This window comes from Campylobacter curvus (genome assembly GCF_013372125.1).
Classification (GTDB): Bacteria; Campylobacterota; Campylobacteria; order Campylobacterales; family Campylobacteraceae; genus Campylobacter_A; species Campylobacter_A curvus.
In genome coordinates this window covers 1,026,600-1,051,088 of the sequence record NZ_CP053826.1, presented here as the reverse complement: position 1 = coordinate 1,051,088, position 24,489 = coordinate 1,026,600, and the positions used below count along the sequence as shown (strand labels likewise).

The 24,489-nt window shown below is 45.0% G+C and carries 21 protein-coding genes; 17 read left to right on the top strand and 4 right to left on the bottom strand.

The window, feature by feature from the left end; genetic code table 11:
- Positions 1–6: 6 nt before the first annotated feature.
- Complete coding sequence (gene purC, locus CCVT_RS05055) at positions 7–717, bottom strand: phosphoribosylaminoimidazolesuccinocarboxamide synthase (protein WP_009651333.1); 711 nt, start codon at positions 715–717, stop codon at positions 7–9.
- Between the two features lie 10 nt (positions 718–727).
- Complete coding sequence (locus CCVT_RS05050; RefSeq protein ID WP_227898191.1) at positions 728–1,996, bottom strand: S41 family peptidase; 1,269 nt, start codon at positions 1,994–1,996, stop codon at positions 728–730.
- Between the two features lie 303 nt (positions 1,997–2,299).
- On the opposite strand from CCVT_RS05050, the gene CCVT_RS05045 reads away from it, so the two are divergent.
- From CCVT_RS05045 to hypA, 16 genes are all read left to right on the top strand, one after another.
- Positions 2,300–4,876: an ATP-dependent Clp protease ATP-binding subunit gene (locus CCVT_RS05045; protein ID WP_018136332.1), complete on the top strand. Its 2,577-nt coding sequence runs from the start codon at positions 2,300–2,302 to the stop codon at positions 4,874–4,876.
- A 522-nt stretch (positions 4,877–5,398) separates the two neighbouring features.
- Complete coding sequence (locus CCVT_RS05040; RefSeq protein ID WP_018136330.1) at positions 5,399–6,544, top strand: hydrogenase small subunit; 1,146 nt, start codon at positions 5,399–5,401, stop codon at positions 6,542–6,544.
- Positions 6,545–6,554: 10 nt separating this feature from the next.
- Complete coding sequence (locus tag CCVT_RS05035; protein WP_018136329.1) at positions 6,555–8,273, top strand: nickel-dependent hydrogenase large subunit; 1,719 nt, start codon at positions 6,555–6,557, stop codon at positions 8,271–8,273.
- A gap of 10 nt (positions 8,274–8,283) precedes the next feature.
- Positions 8,284–8,967 carry a Ni/Fe-hydrogenase, b-type cytochrome subunit gene (gene cybH / locus CCVT_RS05030; protein WP_018136328.1) on the top strand — a complete coding sequence of 228 codons (684 nt, stop codon included), beginning with the start codon at positions 8,284–8,286 and terminating at the stop codon, positions 8,965–8,967.
- A gap of 3 nt (positions 8,968–8,970) precedes the next feature.
- Positions 8,971–9,510: a HyaD/HybD family hydrogenase maturation endopeptidase gene (locus CCVT_RS05025; RefSeq protein ID WP_018136327.1), complete on the top strand. Its 540-nt coding sequence runs from the start codon at positions 8,971–8,973 to the stop codon at positions 9,508–9,510.
- The gene (locus tag CCVT_RS05020; protein WP_018136326.1) at positions 9,507–10,991 is read left to right on the top strand and encodes a hypothetical protein; all 1,485 of its coding nucleotides are present in this window, start codon (positions 9,507–9,509) and stop codon (positions 10,989–10,991) included. The genes CCVT_RS05025 and CCVT_RS05020 overlap by 4 nt, the downstream gene beginning before the upstream one ends.
- The gene (gene hypF / locus CCVT_RS05015; RefSeq protein WP_018136325.1) at positions 10,975–13,194 is read left to right on the top strand and encodes a carbamoyltransferase HypF; all 2,220 of its coding nucleotides are present in this window, start codon (positions 10,975–10,977) and stop codon (positions 13,192–13,194) included. Before CCVT_RS05020 ends, hypF begins: the two co-directional genes overlap by 17 nt.
- A 58-nt stretch (positions 13,195–13,252) precedes the next feature.
- Positions 13,253–13,666, top strand: coding sequence for a nickel-responsive transcriptional regulator NikR (nikR, locus tag CCVT_RS05010; RefSeq protein ID WP_009651460.1), 414 nt, complete (start codon positions 13,253–13,255; stop codon positions 13,664–13,666).
- A gap of 15 nt (positions 13,667–13,681) precedes the next feature.
- Positions 13,682–14,869, top strand: a complete 1,188-nt coding sequence (nhaA, locus tag CCVT_RS05005; protein ID WP_026175449.1) for a Na+/H+ antiporter NhaA — start codon at positions 13,682–13,684, stop codon at positions 14,867–14,869.
- Position 14,870: 1 nt separating this feature from the next.
- The gene (locus tag CCVT_RS05000; protein ID WP_018136324.1) at positions 14,871–16,112 is read left to right on the top strand and encodes a DUF2157 domain-containing protein; all 1,242 of its coding nucleotides are present in this window, start codon (positions 14,871–14,873) and stop codon (positions 16,110–16,112) included.
- Positions 16,109–16,633: a GDYXXLXY domain-containing protein gene (locus CCVT_RS04995; protein ID WP_018136323.1), complete on the top strand. Its 525-nt coding sequence runs from the start codon at positions 16,109–16,111 to the stop codon at positions 16,631–16,633. Before CCVT_RS05000 ends, CCVT_RS04995 begins: the two co-directional genes overlap by 4 nt.
- A 63-nt stretch (positions 16,634–16,696) precedes the next feature.
- Complete coding sequence (gene hypB, locus CCVT_RS04990; RefSeq protein ID WP_026175447.1) at positions 16,697–17,608, top strand: hydrogenase nickel incorporation protein HypB; 912 nt, start codon at positions 16,697–16,699, stop codon at positions 17,606–17,608.
- Positions 17,608–17,895 carry a HypC/HybG/HupF family hydrogenase formation chaperone gene (locus tag CCVT_RS04985; protein WP_018136321.1) on the top strand — a complete coding sequence of 96 codons (288 nt, stop codon included), beginning with the start codon at positions 17,608–17,610 and terminating at the stop codon, positions 17,893–17,895. The genes hypB and CCVT_RS04985 overlap by 1 nt, the downstream gene beginning before the upstream one ends.
- Positions 17,882–18,970: a hydrogenase formation protein HypD gene (gene hypD, locus CCVT_RS04980; RefSeq protein WP_018136320.1), complete on the top strand. Its 1,089-nt coding sequence runs from the start codon at positions 17,882–17,884 to the stop codon at positions 18,968–18,970. The genes CCVT_RS04985 and hypD overlap by 14 nt, the downstream gene beginning before the upstream one ends.
- A 10-nt stretch (positions 18,971–18,980) precedes the next feature.
- Complete coding sequence (hypE, locus tag CCVT_RS04975) at positions 18,981–19,973, top strand: hydrogenase expression/formation protein HypE (RefSeq protein ID WP_018136319.1); 993 nt, start codon at positions 18,981–18,983, stop codon at positions 19,971–19,973.
- Positions 19,973–20,314: a hydrogenase maturation nickel metallochaperone HypA gene (gene hypA / locus CCVT_RS04970; RefSeq protein WP_018136318.1), complete on the top strand. Its 342-nt coding sequence runs from the start codon at positions 19,973–19,975 to the stop codon at positions 20,312–20,314. The genes hypE and hypA overlap by 1 nt, the downstream gene beginning before the upstream one ends.
- 5 nt (positions 20,315–20,319) lie before the next feature.
- Here the strand turns inward: hypA and CCVT_RS04965 are convergent, their stop codons facing one another.
- Positions 20,320–21,000: a hypothetical protein gene (locus tag CCVT_RS04965; protein WP_018136317.1), complete on the bottom strand. Its 681-nt coding sequence runs from the start codon at positions 20,998–21,000 to the stop codon at positions 20,320–20,322.
- 16 nt (positions 21,001–21,016) lie between these two features.
- Entirely contained in the window at positions 21,017–23,587 is a 2,571-nt protein-coding gene (locus tag CCVT_RS04960; protein ID WP_018136316.1) for a YhdP family protein, read from the bottom strand.
- Between CCVT_RS04960 and mltG the strand changes: the two genes are divergently transcribed.
- A complete protein-coding gene (mltG, locus tag CCVT_RS04955; protein ID WP_018136315.1) occupies positions 23,529–24,479 on the top strand; it encodes an endolytic transglycosylase MltG in 951 nt (316 codons plus the stop codon). The two genes, CCVT_RS04960 and mltG, sit on opposite strands and share 59 nt — an antisense overlap.
- The last annotated feature ends 10 nt before the right edge of the window (positions 24,480–24,489 follow it).

Genomic DNA, 24,489 nt, shown 5'->3' with positions numbered 1-24,489 from the left:
TTGTCCTTATGATAAAATTCTTCTCAAGACCTCTTCGTAAGCGACCTTTACGCTTCCTAGGTCTTGCCTGAATCTATCTTTGTCCAGCTTTTCGTTTGTGTCTGCGTCCCAAAAACGGCAGCTATCAGGGCTTATCTCATCTGCTAGCAAGATATTTCCGTCCTTATCCATGCCAAATTCTATTTTGAAATCAACAAGTTTCAGCTTTCTTTCTTCAAAAAATTTAAATAAGATAGAATTTATCTCCCTTGCCAGATGTCTTAGCGTCTGAAGGTCTTTTTCGCTTTTTACCAGGCCCATTACGAGGCAGTGCTCGTCGGTGACCAAAGGATCGTGGAGCTCGTCGTTTTTAAAGTAAAATTCTACCAACGGGAAAGGCAAAACCGTGCCTTCTTTGATCGCAAGGCGTTTCGTGAGCGAGCCGGTCGCGATGTTTCGCACAACTACTTCAAGAGGTATGATCTCGCACTTTTTGACGAGCTGCTCGGTGTCGCTGATAGTTTCGACGAGGTCGGTCTCTATGCCTTTTTCTTTTAAAATTTTAAAGATCTGAGTGCTGATTTTATTGTTTAACGCACCTTTTCCGGCCTCATTGCCTCTTTTTTGCGCGTCAAAGGCGGTCAGATCGTCTTTAAATTCCGCAATAAGCAAATTTGCGTCGTCAGTCGCATACATCTTTTTACCTTTGCCTTCGTAAATAAGCTCTCTTTTTTGCATAGTCTCTCCTTTATTGTTTGATTTTTAAGACTTTTATCGCATCTATCGCTGTTTTCAACTGGATATCTTCGCCTACTTTTTTCTGTGTTATGATCGTTTTTTCGTCCTTGCTTTCGGTTTTATTCGCCTCGGCCGTTACGTTTATCTTACTAAGTTCGTTTTGTAAATGGGCCTTTAGCTCGCTCTCTTTTATGTTAAACGCACTATCCTCGCTTTGCGGCACTTTGCCCGGATGGACTATCACGTCAGGCGTGACGCCTACTGCTTGGATGGTGCGACCGCTTGGCAGATAGTATCTTGCTATCGTCAGTCTAAGCGCCTCGTTATCATCTATCGGTAGTATGACCTGGACGCTTCCCTTGCCAAAAGTGTTTTCTCCTACGATGACGGCGCGCTTATGATCTTGTAACGAGCCACTTACGATCTCGCTCGCACTAGCACTTCCGCCATTTACCAAAACGACTAGAGGAAGCTTCGTGAGCGTCGCTCCTGCACTTGCTTTATACTCCGCATTTTCAGAGGCTTCACGCCCTTTTTGCGAGACTATTATGCCGCTATCGACGAAAAGATCGACCAGATCGACCGCTTGGTTTAAAAGCCCTCCCGGATTGTTCCTTAGATCAAGGATGATGCCGTTTGCTTTAGGATATTGTTTGATGTATTCTTTTACCTTGCTTACGACATTTTTATCAAAATTTGTGACACGGATATATAGGATATTCTCATTTTCTATCGTTTTAGCGTAGACGGAATCAACTTTTATGATGTCTCTTATAATCTTTACGTCAAACGGCTTTTGCTCGCCTTTGCGTAAGATCGTGATGGTTATCGGAGTCTTTGGTTTGCCGCGCATTTTGTTTACGGCTTCGTCTATCGTAGTGCCGATAGTGGCGTTGCCGTCTATTCGCAAGATGATGTCGCCCGGTTTTATGCCGGCTTTATCGGCCGGAGTATCCTCGATCGGTGAGATGACCGTAAGTGCGCCGTCTTTCATACCTACGGTTATGCCAAGGCCACCAAATTCTCCATTTGTCTGCACTTGCATATCTTTAAAGGCTTTCTCATTCAAAAAGCTCGAGTGAGCGTCTAAATTTTGCATCAAGCCACTTATGGCTTTGTCTATTATCTCTTTAAATTTTATATCGTCTACGTAGTATTTTTCTACCGTTGAGATCGTCTTTGTAAGCTTTGAAAGCGCCTCAAGCCTTATACTGGCGTCATCTTCGTTTTTTGCGCTTAGGCTGCTTACAGCGATGCCCGACACTATCAGTGCGCCCATAAATTTCAAAACTAAAAATTTTCCGCTTTTGTTCAAAATTTCTCCTAATTTTTAAATACGCTCAATTCTATTAGCTTTTGCCTAAAAAAAGTATAAATTTTGAGAATTCCGAGCTTATTTTTTGAGGCCGTAAACATAAGCTATTTTGAACGAAATTTTAACTAAAATAGTTCATCGGTTCAAAGATATTTACGTGATAAATTTTAGCACTGCAATGACTAGTCTGCTAAATTTTATTTAAAACTTGACATTACTTGACTAAAGTTATATAATGCGCTCATTATAAAATAATAAGGAGAAAATATGGCAAATATAGGTGAAAGCTTAACCGCTCAAATGCAAGAAAGTCTCGAAAAGGGCGTGAGTCTGGCGATACACAGCAAAAATCCACAAGTCGTGCCGCTTCACGTATTTTGGAGTTTGGTTGCAGACGACGCGTCGATATTAAATCAAGTATTCAACAAAATGTCCGTCTCAAAGGAGGCCGTGGAGCTTGAAGTAAAGAGCAAGGTTTCAAATTTACCCACCAGCTCGAACGTCAGCAAGGAAAACGTGCAAATTTCACGCGAGCTTTTAAATTCGCTTGAAAGCGCAAAAGCCCTGATGACTAGCATGGGAGATAGCTTCATCGCCGTTGATACGTGGATCATGAGCGCGCTTGAACTGCCCGAGATCAAAGAAATTTTGGCTAAATTTACCGACATCTTAGAGATCAGGAAAAATTTAGAAAGCATCAGAGCGGGGCGAAAGATCGACACTCAAACGGCGGACGAGACGCTAGATAGCCTTGAAAAATTTGGTATCGATCTAACCAAAAAGGCGTTAAATAAAGAGCTTGATCCGGTCATCGGGCGCGACGAGGAGATCACGCGAATGATGCAAATTTTAATAAGAAAGAGCAAAAACAACCCGATCTTGCTGGGAGAGCCGGGCGTGGGTAAAACGGCGATCGTGGAGGGGTTGGCGCAAAAGATCGTAGCAAACGACGTGCCAACGAGCCTTGCAAATAAGCGCGTCATCGCGCTTGATATGAGTGCATTGATCGCTGGGGCGAAATACCGCGGCGAGTTTGAAGACCGCCTAAAAGCCGTCATCAACGAGGTCAAAAGTGCGGGCAACATCATCCTTTTTATCGATGAAATTCACACGATCGTGGGTGCTGGTGCGAGCGAGGGCAGCATGGACGCCGCAAATATCTTAAAACCGGCTCTTGCGCGTGGTGAGCTGCACGCCGTGGGAGCTACGACGCTAAAAGAATACCGAAAATATTTTGAAAAAGACGCCGCGTTGCAACGTCGCTTCCAGCCGATCGACGTCAAAGAGCCAAGCGTCAATGAAGCGCTTCAAATTTTGCGCGGTATAAAGGAGCGTCTGGAAGTCCATCACGGCGTGACCATCACCGATAGCGCGCTAGTCGCGGCTGCAAAGCTAAGCGATCGCTACATCTCGGGCAGATATTTACCTGACAAGGCGATCGATCTCATAGACGAGGCGGCTGCTGAGCTAAAAATGCAGATCGAAAGCGAGCCATACGAGCTAGCCCGTATCAAGCGCGAGATCGTGACGCTACAAGTCGAAAAAGAGGCGCTAAAAATGGAAGATGAAGCTAAAAATGCGCCGCGTCTGGCCGAGATCGAAAAAGAGATCGCAAATTTAAACGAGCAAAAGCACGGGCTTGACACTAAATTTGAAAACGAAAAAGCTGTATTTAACGGCATTTCAAATGCGACAAAAGAGATCGACAGCCTAAAAAGCCAGGCCGAGATCGCTCGCAGGAACGGCGATCTGCAAAAGGCTGCCGAGATAGAATACGGCAAAATTTTAGAGGCCGCCAACCGCAAAAAGGAGCTAGAAGCCAAGTGGGAGGAGATGAAAAAGGTCGGCGTGCTGCTAAAAAATCAAGTCGATGAGGAGATCGTGGCTGAAATTTTGAGCAAATGGACGGGCATCTCGGTTTCAAAAATGCTAACTAGCGAAAAGCAAAAATATCTGATGATAGAAGAGCACCTGCGCGGTAGCGTCGTGGGTCAGGACGCCGCGCTGCACGCATTAGCACGTGCTATCAAGCGAAATAAAGCAGGCCTAAACGAGGGCATGCGACCGATCGGATCGTTTTTATTTCTCGGGCCTACCGGCGTGGGCAAAACCCAGTCTGCAAAGGCGCTGGCTAAATTTTTATTTGACGATGAGCGCGCGCTCATACGCTTTGATATGAGCGAATATATGGAAAAGCACAGCGTCTCTCGCCTGCTCGGTGCGCCTCCCGGATACGTGGGCTACGACGAGGGCGGACAGCTGACAGAGGCGGTCAGAAGGAGACCATATAGCGTGATACTTTTTGACGAGATCGAAAAGGCTCACAAGGACGTATTTAACGTGCTTTTAGGCATCCTCGACGACGGACGCGCGACTGATAATAAAGGCGTGACGGTCGATTTTAAAAACACGATCATCATTTTAACGTCAAACATCGCGTCAAATTTCATAATGGATCTTGAAGGCGAAGCGCGAAACGAAGCGGTCAAAAACGAGCTTAAAAACTACTTTAAGCCAGAATTTCTAAACCGCCTTGACGACACGATAATCTTTAATCCATTGACCGAGGACGGGCTCATCGAGATCGTGGGCATAATGTTTAAAGAGCTTGAAAAAACACTGCTAAATCGCGGTATAAAAGCCGTGATGAGTGAAAGCGCGAAAAAATTTATCGCAGGTGCGGGCTTTGACATCGTTTATGGTGCCAGGCCGCTACGCCGCGCACTTTACGAGCTGGTCGAGGACCGCCTAGCCGACATGATACTAAGCGACGAGCTAGCAAGCGGCGATGAGATCGTGATAGACGCAGATAAAGAAAAGATCCTCATCAACGTAAAACGCTAAATTTTAAAAATGGCGAGCCTAAATTTGGCTTGCCATTATCCAGTAGAATCAAAATTTTAACCTCTTTCGCAAAATTTTCCTGACATATCGCTTTGTCCGTGTTGAGACATAGCATTTGTTTTGACCGTTAAGCACGTTACCTCTAAGTCAAAGCAAAGCCACAAAGAGGCTAATTTTTGCTTCGCTACACTTGCATTCGCGACTTGTAAAGAATATCAACACTATGTTTTAACAGGGCTATCGCTTTATAATATCTTATTTTATTTATATAGAATTTACTTTCAGAAAGATAGCGTAGATTTTTCATTTTATCAGAATAATGAAAGCCATTTGCAAAATATAAAATTTTATATAAAATGCCTATATTTTTATATAAATGCGAGAAATACAATGATTCAAATAAGCATATAACCTTAACATAATTATTTATTAAAATAAAAAATTAATATATTTTATTAATACTACTCTTTTATAAAGTGGAGTAATATTTCATCGAATTATATTCCAAATCAAGGAGCTTGTATGGTTCAAAACATACATGAAAAGGCAAATAGGCGCCTAAATAAGCTTAGTCTTTTACCAAAGATCAAAGAAAATGGCACCATTGCAAAAATTTTAGAGCAAAATGGCTTCACAAGGCGTGATTTTATGAAATGGGCGGGAGCGATGACCGCGTTCATGGCGCTTCCGGCTTCGATGACACCGCTTGTAGCACGCGCAGCTGAGCTTAGCGATAGACTACCTGTCATTTGGCTACATATGGCAGAGTGCACCGGCTGTAGCGAGAGCTTGCTCCGCACTGATGCACCTAGTATCGACAGTCTCATCTTCGACTACATCAGTCTTGAGTATCACGAGACGATCATGGCGGCTGCAGGTTGGCAAGCCGAGGAAAATTTAGAGAGTGCGATCGAAAAATATAAAGGTCACTACATCTTGCTAGTAGAGGGTGGTATCCCGACCGGCGAGACGGAGAATTTTCTGACCGTCGGACCGCACGGAACGACAGGCAAAACTCACGCCGTGCACGCTAGTGAAAATGCAGCCGCGATATTTGCCATCGGCACCTGTTCTAGCTTTGGTGGTATCCAAGCGGCCAAGCCAAATCCTTCAAATTCCGTTGGTCTAGGCAAGGTCACGAGCAAACCTGTCATAAACGTCCCCGGCTGTCCTCCAAGCGAGAAAAATATCGTCGGCAACGTGCTTCATTTCATTTTATTTGGTACGCTTCCCGCACTTGATGTATTTAACAGACCAAAATGGGCTTATGGCCTTAGAATTCACGATCTGTGCGAGCGCCGCGGACACTTTGACGCAGGCGAATTCGTCCAGGCATTTGGCGATGAGGGCGCTAAAAACGGCTACTGCCTTTATAAAGTAGGCTGTAAAGGGCCATATACTTTCAATAACTGCTCGCGCGAAAGATTTAACCAACATACCAGCTGGCCGGTGCAGGCCGGTCACGGCTGTATAGGCTGCTCGGAGCCAGATTTTTGGGATACGATGGGACCTTTTGAGGAGCCGATGGGCGATAGGCTTTTTGACACCGTTTTGGGTCTAGGAGCCGATAATGTCAGCGATAAGATAGGCATAGGGATTTTGGCGCTTGCGGGCATCGGTATAGCCGCGCACGCAGCGATAGCGGCCATGAGTAAAGATAAAGAATAAGGCGGTTGATATGAGTGAAAAAAGAATAGTTGTAGATCCGATAACTCGCATCGAAGGACACCTTCGTATCGAGGTCGTAGTAGATGAGAACAATGTCGTGAAGGAGGCGTATTCAGGTTCGACGCTTTGGCGTGGCTTGGAGCAGATAGTAAAAAACAGAGACCCGCGCGACGCAGGCTTTTTTATGCAAAGGATCTGCGGCGTTTGCACATTCTCGCATTACAGAGCGGGCATCGTAGCGGTCGAAAAAGCCCTTGGCATCACGCCTCCGTTAAACGCCGAGCTTACTCGCACGCTGATGAACGCAGCGCTTTATTTGCATGATCATATCGTGCATTTTTATCAGCTTCACGGGCTTGACTGGGTCGATGTCGTCTCGGCTCTTAGCGCTGACGAGAAAAAAGCCAGCGACGAGGCCTTTAAATATACTGAAATTCCATATGCTACGGGTGCGGATAAGCTAAAAGAGGTAAAAGAGCGCGTAGAAGCCTTTGTGAAAAAGGGAAATTTAGGGCCTTTTGCAAACGCTTACTGGGGACATAGCACCTATAAATTTACACCGGAGCAAAATTTAATCGCACTTTCGCACTATCTCGAGTGTCTAAGCGTTCAAAGGACTATTGCGCAGATGATGGCGATATTTGGCGCGAAAAATCCTCATCCGCAGAGCCTGACCGTGGGTGGAGTGACCTGTATCATGGACTTGCTAGATCCGGCAAGGCTGGGCGAGTATCTATCTAAATTTAAAGAGATAGAGCAGTTCGTAAGCCGTGCATATCATGCCGATATCTTGATGGCGGCAAAGGCTTATGGCAATGAAGCTAGCGTATTAAACGACGTTGGCGTGTCAAATCTGCTTTGCTACGACGAATTTTTAGTCGGCAAGAACGACCATCTGTTTAAAGGCGGTATCATCTTAAACGGTGACATCAGCAAGGTTTATGACATAGATGACGCCAAGATAACCGAGGAAGCGACTCGCTCGTGGTATAAAAACGACGCTCCGCTTCATCCTTACGACGGACAGACCGATGCGAACTACACAGGTTTGATAGACGGCGAGAGTGTAGGGCCTGACGGTCAAATAACGCATGGCAAAATTTTTGACACTAAAGGCAAATACAGCTGGATAAAAGCGCCAAGATATGACGGTATGCCGATGCAAGTAGGTCCGATAGCCAGCATCGTGATAAACTATGCAAGAGGCAACGAAAGAGTCGTGCCTGTCGTAGATAAATTTCTAAAAGATAGCGGACTGCCGCTAAGTGCGGTATTCTCTACTCTTGGTAGGACTGCTACCAGGATGCTTGAAGCCACTGTCGTTTCTCAGCACGCGCTAACGGCGTTTAACTCTTTGATCGAAAATTTAAAGACCGATCAAGAGACATGCGCTAAATATGTCATCGATAACAACAAAGAGTATAAAGGCTATTTTGCCGGCAACGCTCCTCGCGGCGCGCTTAGTCACTGGTGCAGGATCAAAAACGGCGTGATAGAAAACTGGCAAGCCGTCGTACCTAGCACATGGAACGCATCGCCAAAAGACGCTAAAAATCAGATGGGAAGCTACGAGGCATGCCTGATAGGACTAAAAATAGCCGATCTTAGCAAGCCGCTTGAGATAATACGTAAAATTCACTCTTACGATCCTTGTATCGCGTGCGCCGTTCATGTGATGGATACTAAGGGCAATAACTTGAGCGAATACAAAATAAATCCGAATCTATAAAGGAGAATTTATGTCAAAACACGGACCTGATCGTATCAGCGAATACGAATTCTCCATCGGGCTTAGAATAACGCACTGGATAAGGTTCTTTGCCATCACATTTTTAGTCGTGAGCGGATTTTACATATCTTACGTTTTTGTAAGCCCAGAGATAACGAGCGAGCCGGTAAATTTCATGAACGCCAAATGGCGCCTAGCGCACCAAGTAGCGGGCTTTATCCTGATAGCGGTCACGATATTTAAGCTCTATCTTTTTATCTTTGACAAGCATAGCAAAAAAGAGTGGATCAGTATCGTTGACTTTTTCAATCCAAAAGTTTGGATAGCACAGATCAAATACTACATTTTTTTAGGTCCTCACCCGCATTTAAAGGGGGTTTATAACCCGCTTCAGTTCGCGTCGTATCTGTTTTTTTACCTGGTGCTTGCCGTGATATGCCTAACCGGGCTCGTGCTATACGTGCATGTTTATCACAATGGGCTTGGCGGGTTGCTTTATGAGCCGATGAGATATCTTGAGAGGCTCATGGGCGGACTGGCAAACGTAAGGACGATCCACCGTATCGCGATGTGGGTCATCATCATCTTTGTGCCGGTGCATGTCTATATGGCAGTTTTTAATGCCGTCAAAGGCAAAAACGGCGCGATGGACGCGATCGTAAGCGGATATAAATTTGTAAAAGAAGAGCACTGATATATGAGAGTGCTCGTTCTTGGTATCGGTAATGTGATGTTTGCCGACGAGGGCGTGGGCGTGCATTTTGTAAAGATGATCGAGGGCAACTATAAATTTAGCGGAGCAAACGAGCTTAAATTTATAGACGGCGGCACGCTGGCTCTTGCACTCACGCCTATCATCGCCGAGTTCGATCACTTGATCGTGGTCGATTGCATCAGTGCCGATGACGCCAAGGTTGGCGACGTTTTCTTTTTTGATTTTGAAAATGTGCCGAATTTCGTGCGCTGGGACGGCTCGGCGCATGAGATAGAGATGCTTCAGACCCTTCATCTTATGGATATGGCGGGAGATCGTCCGAGCTGTAAAATTTTAGGCATCGTGCCAAAGCGCGTCGAGCCAACCGGCTTTGAGCTCTCAAATGAGATCATAAATGGCGCTAAGATAGCCGAAGATACGCTTTTAAATTATCTTGGCTCGATCGGTTTTTGCCATGAAAAGGTGGCGGAATTTAGCCTGCAAGAGATCGCGGATCGTTACGCTACAAAAGGGCTCAAATGACACTCGCTTTTCATTTTGAGTGCCTAAAAAACGGCGAAATTTTATCCTTTTTACTGCAAAATCTCGCCCGAAATTTACCTCATGCCATAGAGCAAAACGGCGAAAATATCACGCTTTTCGTTTCGGGCGAGGAGGGCGAGCTGGGCTCGTTTGCCGATCATCTGGCTAAAAATTTGCCCTTTAGCGTTTTTGTAAAAGAGAGTAAGGTCCTTGCGGCTAAAGATCTGCCCGCAGGTAGCCAAAATACGCAAAATTTAAGCCTAAATAATATAACACCTTCTCAGATAGAAAAATTCCTGCGAGATTTAGAGCCTTGCGAAAATGAATTTAGCGTTTTGAGCGATATTTGCGTGAGTGATCAAAGCGTAAATTCTAAAAATTTCAGCGCTCTTTTAGAGGAGTGCGTATCTAAGATCAAAGGCGGTCAAAGGCTAAATTTAAAGGATAAAAGCTGCGAATACGAGCTTAAAGCGTTTGAAAATTTTAAAGATATCCACTTTGCCATACCCACAAATTTAAAAGCGCTGCGAAAGATTTTCGTAGCTGACGAGAGGTCGCAGATCACGCTGGCTAGCTTTGAAAAGCCTATCATCAGCCTAAAGACGAATTCTATTTACAGGCAAAATCACCCGCAAACACCAAGCTTTTTTGACGTCAAAGCGGCGAAAGACCTCTTTATTTATGCGCTTGGTATGAAGCTTTCGCAGCTAGGGGTGAATTTCCTGGGGGTTAAAATTTTAAAACAAAAAGAGCCGCTTTTAAAGCTAGTGCAGCTTGAAAATTCCTCCGTCGCGCTTAACGATTTTTCGTATTTTAAAATGGCTGATAGCGAAATTTTAGGCGATGGCGGTCTAAATTTAGAGATATCGCTTTGTAAATTTAGTGACGATAAGATAAACTTAGCGCGTAAAAACGATAAGACAAGCGTGCTTTTCGTGCCTAAATTTTCAAATTTCAGCGAGATTTATAGTGAAATTTCAAAAGATGAGGGCGGAGCTAAGCTGCTTGAGAGCTATCGTTTGGCTTACGGCTTGCCGGAGGGCGACATACCTGGGCGCGAGAGCTTTTTCTCGCTTCTATGCGTTGCCGGCAGGATATTTGGCTTTAGCGATGATTTTTTGAAAAGCGGTGAAATTTTGCTCGCAAATGCGATGGACTTTAACGGCGCAAAGGGCGTGCGCATAGACTGCAAGATGAAAAGCAAGCTTGAATTTGACGCGGTGAAATTTATAAAAAGCGGCATGAGCTTTTATCTAGCGGGTGCGGGAGAGCGCAACATAAGCTTTGGCTACATCGAGTCGATGGCTTATTTTTTGAGCGATTTTTCGTTCGAGCTTAGAGATGAGTTTGGCGTGCAAAACGTGCTGCTTGGCGGCTCGCTCTTTGAGTGCAAAACCGCTAGCAACCTCATAAAAAAACATCTAAATCCAAATATAAAAACAAAATTTGACATTGGATTTGGTATTGAAGTCTTCGTATAGATATGAAATTTCAGGACTCGTTCAGGGCGTAGGCTTTCGTCCGTTCGTTTATAACCTAGCGCTTAGATTCGGGCTTTTTGGAGAGGTTTATAACGACGATGAGGGCGTGAAGCTGTGCCTTTTTGGCGAGACCTCGGATATAGCAAAATTTGAAAAAGCCTTGTTTGGCGAGCTGCCCGAGCTAGCGCGCATAGACGAGCTTAAAAGATTTGAGAGCAAGCTGGAATTTAGCGATTTTAAAATAATCTCCTCTAAAAGCGCAAAAAAACAAGCGCCTATCCTGCCCGACTTTGCCCTATGTGCCGACTGTGAGAGGGAGTTTTACGACCCTGCAAACCCGCGATATCACTACGCTTTCATAAACTGCACCAACTGCGGACCGAGGTTTTCCATCATAAAAAGCTTGCCATACGACAGACCAAATACGACGATGAGTAAATTTAAAATGTGCGGATTTTGCGAGGGCGAATACAAAGACCCCTTAAACCGCCGCTATCACGCTCAGCCCGTATCTTGCCCAAACTGCGGGCCCGCACTCATGCTAAAAGATAAAACGGGCAAAATTTTAAGCAAAGATGATGAGGCGGCAAAGCAGGCGGCAAAGCTCATAAACGAGGATAAAATTCTGGCTGTCAAAGGGCTTGGCGGCTTTCATCTAGTCTGTGACGCACACGACGAAAATGCCGTAAATTTACTACGAAAACGCAAAAATCGCCCGAGCAAGCCGTTTGCCATAATGAGTAAAAATTTACAAAGCGCACGAAATTTGGCGCACATTTCAGACGCACAGGCAAAGCTTCTAAGCTCAAATTTAAAGCCGATCGTTTTGCTGCAAAGTGCTAAAAATTCGCCGCTTGCTCCCAGCGTAGCGCCAAATTTGAACAAAGTAGGCGTCATGCTGGCCTTTAGCGGCATACATCTCTTGCTCTTTGAGTATCTAAACCACGACATCGTAGCCACCAGCGCAAACGTCTCCGGCGAAGTGGTGATATATGATGAAAAGCAGCTACTAGATAAGCTTGGGGGCGTATTTGATTATTACCTCGACCATGACCGCGAGATATACTCGCCAAGCGATGATAGCATCGCCTTTGTAGTAGACGACGAGCCTATCTTTATACGCACTAGCCGCGGGCTAAATCCAAAATTTTTCCGCTCGAAATTCAGTCAAAAAGGGACGTTTTTAGCCCTTGGCGCGGAGCTAAAGGATCAGTTTGCGATCTATAAAGACGGCGAAGTGATGTTGAGTCCTTACATAGGCGATCTAAAAAACATCGCCGTTTTTGAGCGATTCGAGGCCATTTTAAAGCTTTTCGTCTCGACATACGAGCTTAAATTTGACGCCATCATAGCCGATATGCACCCACATTTTTTAAACGTCAAATGGGCCAAAGAGCAGGGCTTCACGCCTATTTGCGTGCAGCATCACTACGCGCATCTGCTTTCTGTCATGTTTGAAAACGACCTGCCAAGAGAGCGCAAATTTTTAGGATTTTGCTTTGATGGCACCGGCTACGCGCCAAGCGGCGAGATCTGGGGCGGCGAGGTCATGATAGTGGACGCGCGAGGTTTTGAGCGGATATATCATTTTGATGAGTTTGCATTGATAGGTGGCGAGAGCAGCATAAAGCACATCTGGCAGATCGCATACTCGATCATTTTAAAATACGGCTTAGAAGCGCAGGCGGAAAATTTCCTGAAAAGCCACGATAAAAAGAGCTTGAATAATCTAAAAATCATCGCGCAAAAGGGTATAAACTCGCCTCAAACGAGCTCGCTGGGACGGATATTCGACGCATTTGCGAGCATCGTTTTATCAATGAGCGAGTCTGGCTACGAGGGCGAGAGCGGCATGAGGCTGGAGGCGCTTTATGATGAAAATTTGGACGTTTCTTATAAATTTAGCCTGCAAGACGGCGCGATAAATTTCAAAGAGGCCATTAAAGGCGCGCTAAAAGATGAGCCAAGGCTCGCTGCAACAGCCTTTATAAATGCACTGGCAAACATCGTCTGCGAGATAGCAAAAGGGCAAAATTTACCCGTTTTACTCTCCGGTGGCGTGTTTCAAAACGCTACGCTTCTAAGAAAGATCGTGCGAAATTTCAGGCGCGACGGGGTGGAATTTTATCTAAATAAAAAATTTTGCAGCAACGACTCGGGCGTTAGCTTGGGTCAATTGTATTATTATTTATGCTCCTTTTAAGAGTGTTTGCCTATAATTTGTTTAACTTTTATTTTATCAATCACAAAGGAAGGGTAAAATGGACAACATCATACGTTTCAGCGTTTCTTTACCGTCGCAGTTGCTTGACGAGCTCGACAAAAAGGTGGGTGAACAAGGTTACGCCTCAAGGAGTGAATTTACGCGTGATCTCATCCGAGAAAAGATCGTGAATGACAGCTGGAAAGACGCTAAAGAGGAGCTGATTGGCGTTCTTACGCTCATTTACGTGCATCATCAAAACGATCTCATCAATAAAATGATGGATATCGAGCATGACGCTGATGTCACTATCATCTGCACGAATCACGTCCATGTCGACCACCATAACTGTCTGGAGACCATCACTTTGCGCGGAGAGGCTGCAAAGATAGAGCATTTCTCAGACAGGATAGCAGGGCTAAAGGGCGTGAAATTCGCAAAGCTCACTAAAGCCGCCGTGCCTAAATTCTAACGGGCAAGGCGGTTTATGTGTAGCGAGAATTTTAAAAAATTTCTTGTCAGTGAGGCTAGCGGCGGTATATTTTTGATCGCTGCAGCCGTCATTGCTATGGTGCTTCAAAACGGCTTTTTTAGCGAATTTTACAACTCTTTTTTACATATCGACATGGGCTTTAAATTTGGCGAGTTTTTGCTCCAAAAGCCGCTCATTTTATGGGTCAATGACGGGCTGATGGCGATATTTTTCTTTGTTTTAGGGCTTGAGCTGAAGCGTGAAATTTTAGAGGGTGAGCTTCGTAACCCCGCTCAAGTCGTGCTTCCGGCTGTCGGTGCGATAGGCGGCATCGTCGTGCCCGCGTTCATATTTTATTTATTCAACCACGCAGACAGCTTTGCCACAAGAGGCTGGGCGATACCTACTGCGACCGATACGGCGTTCGCACTTGGCATCATAATGATACTTGGCGCTAGAGTGCCTGCTAGTCTTAAAATTTTCCTCGTTACGCTAGCTATCATCGACGATGTGTGCGCGATCCTCATAATGGCGATATTTTATAGCGGCGATCTTTCGTTTATGTCATTTGGCGTGGCGGCTATCGTCATGCTGGGACTCTTAGCGCTAAATTTACTAAATGTCAATAAAAAATCCTTTTATCTCATACTTGGCATCATTTTATGGATAAGCGTGCTAAAATCCGGCGTCCATGCTACGCTAGCTGGCGTCATATCCGCATTTTTCATACCGCTAAAGTGCAAAAATAGCGATAAATCGCTCTTAAAAGAGATAGAGCACGATCTGCACGGCTATATTACTTATTTCGTTTTGCCAGTCTTTGCTTTTGTAAATGCGGGCATTTCGCTTAAGGGCATAGGACTGGAACAGCTGGCGCATCCTGTCTCGCTGGGCGTGATCTTGGGACTATTTTTAGGCAAGCAAATAGGCGTCTTTGGCTTTTGCTTTGTCGCGATAAAGCTTGGCTTTGCGAAGCTGCCCAAATACTCCTGCTGGATATCGTTTTACGGGCTTTGCATACTAACCGGCATCGGCTTTACGATGAGCCTTTTTATAAATTCTCTCTCTTACAATGATACCGATAAATTCGCCTACGCCGACAAGCTCTCGGTCCTGATAGCCTCTGTGATATCAGGAGTGCTTGGCTATATCGTGCTTTATATAGCAAGCGTGAAAAAAGAAAAGATCAAAGTGAAGGCGTAAAATGAATCCTTTTAATAAAGATTTCCTCTCTGATGAGATCGTGAAATGGCGTGATAAAGGCATCATAGACACCCAGACTGCGCAAAAGATAGCCTCTCTTTACAATATAAATTTAAACAGCACGCATGACGTCACGAACTTTATACTTAAGCTCGTAGCGTATCTGTTTTTTTCGCTTGCGTTTTTTACGCTTATCGGAGCTAACTGGGAGGAGATACCGCGTTTTGGTAGGCTCTTGATCGTTCTTTTCGTGCTCGCTCTTGTAAATTTAGGCGGCTTTTTCACGCTTAAAAAGGGCAAAGAAAATAGCGCCACGGCGTTATTTTTACTTGGGAATTTTTGCTACGGAGCGGCGATAGCCTTGATAGCTCAGATCTATCATTTGGGCGAACATATGGCTGATGGCGTGCTACTTTGGGCGGTGGGCTCTTTTGCGCTATCCTTTGCCGTAGGCAGATCGATCCTGATCGCTCAAAGCCTTGCCATAGCGCTTTTTTGGTTTATCATGGAGGCAGGATTTGGCCTTGTGATGCACGGCTTTTTGATATTTGTCGCCATCAGCTGCTACGTGCTTTGGCGCGATAGCTCGAGGATACTCACAGGGCTTATTTTTATCAGCGTTTTCGTATATTTGGTGTTTGCCATCTTGCGAGCTACACCCGTAGAGCTGCTAGATAGCATATTTATAAGAAGCATCGTATTTTTTGCGCTCTCATATTGTATGCTGTGCGCGTCGGCTGCGCTTGTGGTGGAAAATTTTGGCAAATTTCATATCGCCGAGTATCTAAAAACGACGTCTATCACTTGCGGAGTCGCGGTGTTGCTCGTGTCGATGACGTTTTATGATCTTGACCTCCTTCTTTTTCAGACGGATATGGAGTCGGTCGCATTTTATAAGACGATATTTGGCTACGTAGCAGCCGCATTTATCGTGATTTGTGCATTGATATTTGCTAAATTTAGGAGGTATTACTCGTTACTTCTTTGCGTGGGGCTGTTTTTCCTACCGATCTTGATCGAAAATTTCAGCGATTATTCAAAGGCGATATTTTCGTTCATAAGCGTGTTGGCAGGCATCGTGCTCATCAAGCAAAATTATCTGAATTTTGGCCTTATAGTGATATTTTGTGTCGCTATCGTCAGATATATCGATCTGATAGGAGACTATATCGGAGCTAGTTTATTGTTTATGGCATTTGCCGTGACCGTGCTCGTGATGTCTCGAAAAAGGAGGGCTAAATGAGAGCCAAGCTCATACTTTCGGCCGTGATCTTTCAAATTTTAGCCTTGCTGGCGATGCTGGCAAATGCGTATGCTCCGCTTTATTTTGGCAAAGATATACGTGTGGATGTCAGTTTATACGACCCGCGCGATCTTTTACGCGGAAACTACGTGAGCTTGCAGTATGATTTTACCAGGAATTTGCCTATATTTCACGGAGCTTATGACGAAGAGGTCGATGAAAACCAAAGCATAGGCAAAGACAAAATTTACGTTAGTCTAAAGCCCGATGAAAACGGGACGTATCAAAGCGACGGATATAGCTTTGAACGACCAAAAGATGGTGTTTTTATAGTAGGCTCGATGGATTATGAAGGAGCAAAATTTGGCATCGAGGCGTTTTTCATGCCGCCTCAAAAAGCCATACAAATGGAAAAGGATATAAGAGATAGCGGAGCGTATGCCGTTTTAGCCGTGATGGATAACGGCAAGGCTCGCGTCAAAGATATAGTGCCTAAGGGCAAATTTTATATTAAATTTTAAACCTAAGCTTTATTTAATATTTAAGAGTTAGAATTTAGACAAATTTAGAAAGAAGGAAGAAAAATGTGTAAAGATTGCGGTTGTTCTATGGGTAACCACGCCCACGAACACACACATAAAGACGGAGTGACACACTCTCATGCTCATACGCATGATGCGGCAGTCCCTCACGAAAGAGACGATCATTCTCACGAGCATCACAGCCATGCCCACACTCACGCTGACGGTACGACGCATACGCATGAGCATTCACATGAAAATTTAGCCTCTCACGAGCAAGACAAGCACGATCATCAGCATGAGCATGCTCATCCGGTGCTAAACGAGAGCAAAACGATAGACGTGATAGAAAAAATTTTATCTGCAAACGACGCCGAAGCGGCTCACAACAGAGCTCATTTAGACGAGCTTAAAATTTTATGCGTAAATTTGATGAGTAGTCCGGGTGCCGGCAAGACCACGCTTTTAGAATCGACCATAAAAGGCTCAGACTTTAAGATCGGAGTCGTCGAGGGCGATCTGGAGACCAACCAAGATGCCGACCGTATCGTAAAGGCCGGAGCTAGCGCCTATCAGATAAGCACCGGTCAGACTTGCCATTTAGACGCTTTCATGGTGCATGAAGGGCTTCATCATCTGCCTTTAAACGAGCTTGATGTCGTCTTTATCGAAAATGTCGGAAATTTAGTCTGTCCAGCCAGCTACGATGTGGGTTCGCATTTTAACGCGGTCTTGCTCTCTGTGCCGGAGGGCGATGACAAGGTTAGCAAATATCCTGTCATGTTTCGTGCGGCGGACGTCGTTTTGATAACTAAAATTTCGCTCGCTCCTCATTTTGACTTTGATGTCGAGCGCGTGAAAAATGACGCCAGGAAGCTAAACCCAAAGGTAGATATTTTCACGATCGACAGCAAGACGGGCGAGGGCGTGCAGCAGTGGATAAACTATCTGAAATTTAAAAAAGAGCTAAGATAATGTGCCTGTCGATCCCATCAAAAGTAATAGAAATAGATGCCGATAATGTCGCTCTAGTCGAGACTCTAGGCGTGCAAAGACGCGTCAGCTTGGATCTCATCAGTGAGCCCGTCAGTGTAGGCGAATACGTGCTCATCCACGTCGGATACGCGATGCAAAAGATCGACACGGCGTTTGCGCTTGATAGCTTAGAGGCCTACCGTCAGATAGCCGAGGATATGAAAAACGGCGTCATAGACGAGAATGAGGGCGATATGGGGCTAAAGGATCTGCGTGGATCTAATTAACGATTTTCGCGATAAAGAGCTCATTTTAAGCCTCTCAAAGCTCATAATCCAGCGTAGCAAAAAGCCGCTAAATATAATGGAAATTTGCGGCGGTCATACGCACTCCATTATGAAATTTGGCCTATCGCAGCTTGTGGGAGAGCATATAAATTTCATCCACGGACCGGGTTGTCCTGTCTGCGTGATGCCAAAAACACGCATAGATGAGGCCTGTAAACTAGCCGCGATGCCGGGCGTGATATTTTGCACGCTAGCTGACATGCTACGCGTACCGGGCTCTGCTACCAGCTTGCAAAAGCTTCGCGGCGAAGGACACGACATCAGAGCGCTTTATAGTCCGCTTGATTGCATAAAGATCGCTCAGCAAAACGAAGACAAAAAGGTCATATTTTTTGCGATCGGCTTTGAGACCACGACGCCCATGAGCGCAAATTTAGTGCAAAAAACGCTAGAACTTGGCATCAAAAATTTATATTTTCATATCAACCACGTGACTGTGCCGGCTCCCGTGCGAGCGATAATGAGCGATGAAAACGTAAAGATAGACGCATTTTTGGGCCCTAGTCACGTCAGCGTGATAACAGGAAGCGCTATTTATGAGGATCTGGCGAATGAATTCAAGCGGCCTATCGCTATAAGCGGCTTTGAACCGCTTGACATAATGGCCAGCGTGCTAAATTTAGTCGATCAGCAAAACGCAGGCACCTTTGAAGTCTATAACGAATACGCGCGTGCCGTGCGAAAAGAGGGGAATTTAAAGGCAAAAGAGCTCATAGCGCGCTATTTTGAGCCATGCGATTTTGAGTGGCGCGGACTGGGTATGATAGCAAAAAGCGGCATGAAGCTAAAGCCAGAATTTGCAAATATCGACGCCAGAGAGCAGTTTGACTGCGATGTGAGAAGCGCTAACGAGAGCAAAGCCTGCATCTGCGGCAAAATTTTGCGCGGCCAAGCCAAACCGCCGGAGTGTAAGGTCTTTGGCAGAGCCTGCACACCGCAAAACCCGATAGGCTCGTGCATGGTCTCTAGCGAGGGCGCATGCGCGGCATATTTTAAATACGCAAGAGTGGGCTAAAGGATAAAATTTGAAAAAAATAATGCTCAGCCACGGCGGTGGCGGCGAAGAGATGAATTCTCTCATAAATGAAACGATATTTAATATCTTCGATAATGAAATTTTACGCGACAGCAACGACTCGGCGATACTGAATTTAAACGGCAAAACAGCCTTTAGCTCGGACAGCTTCGTCGTCACGCCGATATTTTTTTCAGGCGGCGACATAGGCAAGATCGCAGCCTGCGGCACGATAAACGACCTGGCGATGGTAGCGGCCAGCGCAAAGTATCTAAGCTGCTCTTTGATCATCGAAGAGGGGCTTGAGATCTCAGAGCTTGAGACCGTTTTAAGCTCGCTGGCAAAGGTTTGTAAAGAGGCTGACGTAAAGGTCGTTTGTGGTGATACGAAGGTCGTGCCAAAGGGTAAATGCGATAAAATTTTCATAAACACGGCCGGTATAGGTGAGATAGTTTGCGAGGGCGTGGAGCTCAAAAATCTAAAACCAGGCGCTAAAATTTTACTCTCGGGCGACATCGGCAGACATGGCGGTGTAGTGCTTGCAAATAGAGAAGAATTCGAGCTTAGCTCAAATTTGACTAGCGACTGCAAGAGCTTAAAAGGCGTCGTCTTAAAGCTCTTAAAAGAGGGTGTGAAGCCTCAATGTATGCGCGATGCTACACGCGGCGGGCTTAGCGCGGTGCTAAACGAGTGGGCGAAATTTACTAGATCTGACATCTTGGTCTTTGAGGAAAAGATAAGGGTGAGCGACGAGGTCACCGGCATCTGCGAGCTTTTTGGCTTTGAGCCTTACGAGCTTGCAAACGAGGGGACTTTCGTGCTGGCGGTAGATGAAGCGCAGGCTGATAAGGCGCTTGAAATTTTAAGAGAATTTGACGAAAACGCCGCTATCATCGGCGAGGTCTTGAGCGAGCAAAATTCTCGCGTCGTCATTGAAAACGCCTATAAGTCGCGCAGGTTTCTCGAGCCACCAAAGGGCGAGCTCTTGCCTAGGATCTGCTGATGCACGAGCTTAGTATAGTTCAAAATTTAGTCACTTTATGCGAGCAAAACGCCGCCAAACAAAATGCCAAAGAGGTGCTAAGGCTCGAGATAAAGGTAGGGCGGCTAAGCGGAGTCGAGCCTCACTATCTGCAAAGCGCCTTTGACGTCTATAAAAATGGCACTATCTGCGAAAACGCCCAGCTCGTGATAAATCTGCAAGGCATCGTGGTAAAGTGCGAAGAGTGCGGATTTGACGGGGAGCTGAAAGAAAACGACTTCACCTGTCCAAAATGCAAAAGCCAAAATTTAAGAGTGCTTGACGGTGAGGATATGTATCTCATGAAGCTTGAGATGAGATAGATCTTTTAGTCTTCGATGACTCTGTATTCGATCTTGTCATTATCAAAAGATAAGATATCGATCAGATAATCTCCTATTTTCATCTGTTTGCGCCTTTTGTCATGCACGATTTTTAGATTTTGAAACGACGGACTATCCTCATAATACGAGTATCTATCGATGAAAAGTAGCGACTTGTCGTTCATTCCGTCGTAGATGATCGAGCGGACCGAGACGATGCGGTCTGACTCGTCTATGAGCTGAGCTTGCATGATCATATCTTTTGGCTCGTACTCGTAGCTCCAAAGCACCTCGACGAATTCGCCGTCGCTTGAATACCTTATGACCTTATTTTGCAGCTTGCCATCAGTATCCACTAAAAATGCGACGTCTTTTAGGCTTGGATGATGGATAGCCATGTAGCCTTTATAAAAGCCCAATACCTTGAAATTCGCGCTTGATTTGAATTTAAGATTGCCATTAAAGGTAAAATCCTTGCTTGGTTTCATATAGCCGGTGTACTCGGCCTCTTGCTTCTCTTTGGCGACTTCTATCATCGCTTCGCCTACCTTTGCCGTTTGGATACGATCTATCTCGTAGTTGCGCCAGATCGTTGTTTTTTGAGGTTTAAAATTTGCCTCCGTGAGCTTCGTGGAGCAGCCGACGAACAAAAGTGCGACTGCTATGATGAGACTTGAAATTTTCATGAGATATCCTTTAAATTTACTCGAATATCAAAAACGGCGCTTGTAAGACGTTTCTTATCAGCTTTAGCGGCGAGAGCAGGGTGTCTTGGAGCACTTGCGTCGAATATTCTGGTTTATCGGTCGTTCCGCGGATGGCGATGACGGTCGAGAGGCTACGATCCTTGCCTAGGATTATTTGATTTACGAGCGGGATCTTATCGATTATGCTGCTTGCGTCTTTTAAGATTTTAAGCTCCAGATCGATATTTATCTTTTTGGTGTCCAGATCGATCGTGCCGCGCCCGCCGATATCAGCGCTACTTCCGACAAGCTCAATGGCTAGGAAATTTATAACGGAGCCGTTTTTTTTAAACAAAATTTTGCCGTTTTCTATCGTAAAGCCCTTATCGTTAAAATCGGGCGTCTTTAGGCTCAGTAGCGACGGGATCGAGTTTAAGAAGCTCAAAAGCCTTTGATAAAATATATAATCCCTAAGGTGCGTACCGTAAAATCTCGCCTCGCCCTTAAATTCCTTGCTGCTAGAGCCCACGATCTTTAGCCTGAATTTCCCGCCTTCAAAGCTTTGTATGCCAAAAAGTTGATTTACGAATTCGCCTGAAATGTCCGTAGCATCGAGGTTTAGGCTCTTTTTGCCTTTAAAGAGCCCGACTCTGCCTTGCTTTGGCAGTCCGTTTAGCGATATGCTAGAGTCTTTTTTCGTCGCACTGAAATTTACGAAAGGCAAGGTCTTGTTGATGTCGGCGATGACGATGTCCGCGTTTTTGGCGTATAAATTTAGAGTGAAATTTTGCTCTTTCGTCTCGTCGGTCGAGTTCGTATCCACTCTTAAATTTAGATCGTTCGTCGTGATATTGACGTCTTTGTTTTGAGCGATAAAGCGAGCACTGCCGCTGGCTGTGAGTCCGCTGACAGCGTTTTTGCCGACTTTTATCGTAAAGTCGTCACTATCATATCTACTGCCGTCTTTTTTGTAAAACGGCAGATCAAATTTCACTCCTTTAGCCTCGATGTCTAAATTTTCAAAATCCTTGGTTTTTACGTTTAAATTCGCGAGATTTTTTACGCCCACACTTTGTAAAAGAGGCGAATATTTCAAAAGCTCGTCGCCGTTTTGAGCGCTTATGGCGTTTTCATCGCCAAAGCTCATATCAATGCCGAAATTTACGAGCTTTAGCTTCGTTTCTTTACCGCTAAAGTCAAGCTGCGCGTCAAGCTCTTTGTCTTTTAGCGCCAAGATATCCTCACCGCCGCCATTTAGAGCAAGCTCCTTGATCACTCCTTTTATGTAGCCCGTGCTGGTGTTTAAATCTAACATCGTGCGCGCGTCAGCCTTGAAAAAGTCCATGCCAAAGTCCTTTGCTACGATGCTTAGACGGTCGCTGTTTATGAGCTTCACGTCTGCGCTTTTACTCTTAAATTTCGCTCCGGCTATGTCGATAGTCGCGTCGGTGGGCTTAAATTCGCCGTTTGCGATGACCTGCGAGGTGTCAAATTTTATATCTAAATTCAGATCCGCGTCCATTTTACCGGCGGTTTGATTTATCGGGATCCTGATGCCATAGGCTTTTAGGATATCGTTTATCACGCCGTCATACAAGGATCTGGTTTTGATATTTAGGCTAAGGCCGGCTGTTTTTTCGTCAAAGATATTGTAGATCACTAGATCAGAGCCGTTTAGCTGGCGCTTTTGATACACGGGATTTATGAGGTCAAAATAAAGCTTGCCGTCTTTTAGCGTGATGTTTGCCTGCTCGACATCGACTGCATCGAGTGTTTTTTCAAATTTTACTTTGAGGTTTTTAGCGACCGCGGTCGCGTTTAGGTCGTTTAGATAAAAATTTTCGTTTTTAAGGTCAAATTTGCCGTTCATCTCGTTTACCGTGTATTCTTGCGCGATTATATAGCCATATATCCAGTTTTTGACATCGTCGCTTAGATCGAATTTCTCATCGAGTGCGGCGATGAAATTTTTGAGTGAATCGGCCTTGATGTTAAGGGCGCGGTATCTTACGATCTGATTTGCTAGAGCTATCTCTATCTTGCCGCTTAGCTCGTGCGAGACGAAGTCGCCGACGAAGGCGTATCTTTTATGCTTGATGTCCGCGCTGCCGCTACCGTTTATCGTGACGTTGAAGTCTTTGAGCGCTAAATTTTGCACACTGAAGGTATCCACGCCGTTTTGACTCTCTTTGCTAAATCTAACGTCGATGCCAAAATACGGGCTATCTACGAAAAAGATATCGTCTTTATATAAAATTTTGATTTTAGTATCGCCGATTTGAACGTTATTTAGTGAAATTTCCTCAAAGAGCCTATCCAGCCAAACGGCGCTGTCGGTAATGCTAAGCAGATAGTCGCTCGAGTCTTTTTGCTCCTCTTTTTTGATACTTGGTATCTTTATGTTTTGCGCCCGCACAATCAATTTTTTATCTAGTTTTATGTATAATTGATCCAAATTTACGCCGCCAAGCTCGAAGTTGCCGACCTTGATGCCGTATTTTAAGAGTATGATGAAAGAAATAAAAAGTATGATAAAAAATTTTATAAAAAAGCCGTATCTAGCCATCTTTTTCGATATCGTTTTCATATTTTTCCTAAGCGTTTTTGCGTATTTGGCTCGCCCGATAAGCACGAGCGAAGTCGTCTTTATCCCTAAAGGAGGCGTCGGCGAGATTATATCTTATTTAGCTAATCGCAACTTTAATCTAAGCAAGATCGACAAATACGCACTTTCTTTCATCGGCTCTCCGCAGTCGGGCTGGATAAACATGCAAAGCACGCATCTTAGCAGGATCGATTTTTTATACAAGCTCACAAAGGCAAAGGCCGCACTGCAAGAGATTACGCTCATACCGGGCGAGACGACGATCATTTTTTTAAACCAGATCGCAAACGAGCTAAAGCTGGACGCTAAAAAACTAAATGCCGAGTATAACGCGTTAGCACCGCTGCCGGATGGATTTTTAGTGCCAAATACCTATAAAATCCCGATCGGCATAAGCGAGCGGCATTTGGCGTATTATCTGGTAAATTCCTCAAAAAAGGCGCAGTCCGAGCTAAGCAATAAAATTTTTGGCGAATACAACGAAAAAAAATGGTATAAAATTTTGACCATCGCCTCGGTCATACAAAAAGAAGCCGCAAACAACGACGAGATGCCCCTTGTCGCCTCGGTCGTCTATAACCGCCTGGATAAAGGCATGAGACTGCAAATGGACGGGACGCTAAACTACGGCGTTTATTCGCACGATGCGGTGACTCCTGAGCGCATAAAGACCGATATGAGCGAGTTTAACACCTACTTAAACGATGGCTTGCCGCCTACGCCGATCTGCACGGTCTCCATAAACGCCATAAAAGCCGCGATAAACCCCGCTAAGACGGAGTTTTTATACTTTGTGCGCGACAAAAAGACGAAAAAGCATAAATTTTCAAAAACGCTGATAGAACACAACGAAAACGTGTCGCAGCAAAGATAAAATTTCACTG

Bases quoted from the DNA above. Each gene is read 5' to 3' on its own strand.
- CCVT_RS05050 (WP_227898191.1), bottom strand. From the start codon at position 1,996: ATGGGCGCACTGATAGTGTCGGGCATCGCTGTAAGCAGCCTAAGCGCA.
- CCVT_RS05020 (WP_018136326.1), top strand. From the start codon at position 9,507: ATGACACTCGCTTTTCATTTTGAGTGCCTAAAAAACGGCGAAATTTTA.
- purC (WP_009651333.1), bottom strand. From the start codon at position 717: ATGCAAAAAAGAGAGCTTATTTACGAAGGCAAAGGTAAAAAGATGTAT.
- CCVT_RS05000 (WP_018136324.1), top strand. From the start codon at position 14,871: ATGAATCCTTTTAATAAAGATTTCCTCTCTGATGAGATCGTGAAATGG.
- hypB (WP_026175447.1), top strand. From the start codon at position 16,697: ATGTGTAAAGATTGCGGTTGTTCTATGGGTAACCACGCCCACGAACAC.
- mltG (WP_018136315.1), top strand. From the start codon at position 23,529: ATGATAAAAAATTTTATAAAAAAGCCGTATCTAGCCATCTTTTTCGAT.
- CCVT_RS04960 (WP_018136316.1), bottom strand. From the start codon at position 23,587: ATGAAAACGATATCGAAAAAGATGGCTAGATACGGCTTTTTTATAAAA.
- nikR (WP_009651460.1), top strand. From the start codon at position 13,253: ATGGACAACATCATACGTTTCAGCGTTTCTTTACCGTCGCAGTTGCTT.
- CCVT_RS05040 (WP_018136330.1), top strand. From the start codon at position 5,399: ATGGTTCAAAACATACATGAAAAGGCAAATAGGCGCCTAAATAAGCTT.
- CCVT_RS05025 (WP_018136327.1), top strand. From the start codon at position 8,971: ATGAGAGTGCTCGTTCTTGGTATCGGTAATGTGATGTTTGCCGACGAG.
- cybH (WP_018136328.1), top strand. From the start codon at position 8,284: ATGTCAAAACACGGACCTGATCGTATCAGCGAATACGAATTCTCCATC.
- CCVT_RS05045 (WP_018136332.1), top strand. From the start codon at position 2,300: ATGGCAAATATAGGTGAAAGCTTAACCGCTCAAATGCAAGAAAGTCTC.
- CCVT_RS04965 (WP_018136317.1), bottom strand. From the start codon at position 21,000: ATGAAAATTTCAAGTCTCATCATAGCAGTCGCACTTTTGTTCGTCGGC.
- CCVT_RS05035 (WP_018136329.1), top strand. From the start codon at position 6,555: ATGAGTGAAAAAAGAATAGTTGTAGATCCGATAACTCGCATCGAAGGA.
- hypA (WP_018136318.1), top strand. From the start codon at position 19,973: ATGCACGAGCTTAGTATAGTTCAAAATTTAGTCACTTTATGCGAGCAA.
- CCVT_RS04985 (WP_018136321.1), top strand. From the start codon at position 17,608: ATGTGCCTGTCGATCCCATCAAAAGTAATAGAAATAGATGCCGATAAT.
- nhaA (WP_026175449.1), top strand. From the start codon at position 13,682: ATGTGTAGCGAGAATTTTAAAAAATTTCTTGTCAGTGAGGCTAGCGGC.
- CCVT_RS04995 (WP_018136323.1), top strand. From the start codon at position 16,109: ATGAGAGCCAAGCTCATACTTTCGGCCGTGATCTTTCAAATTTTAGCC.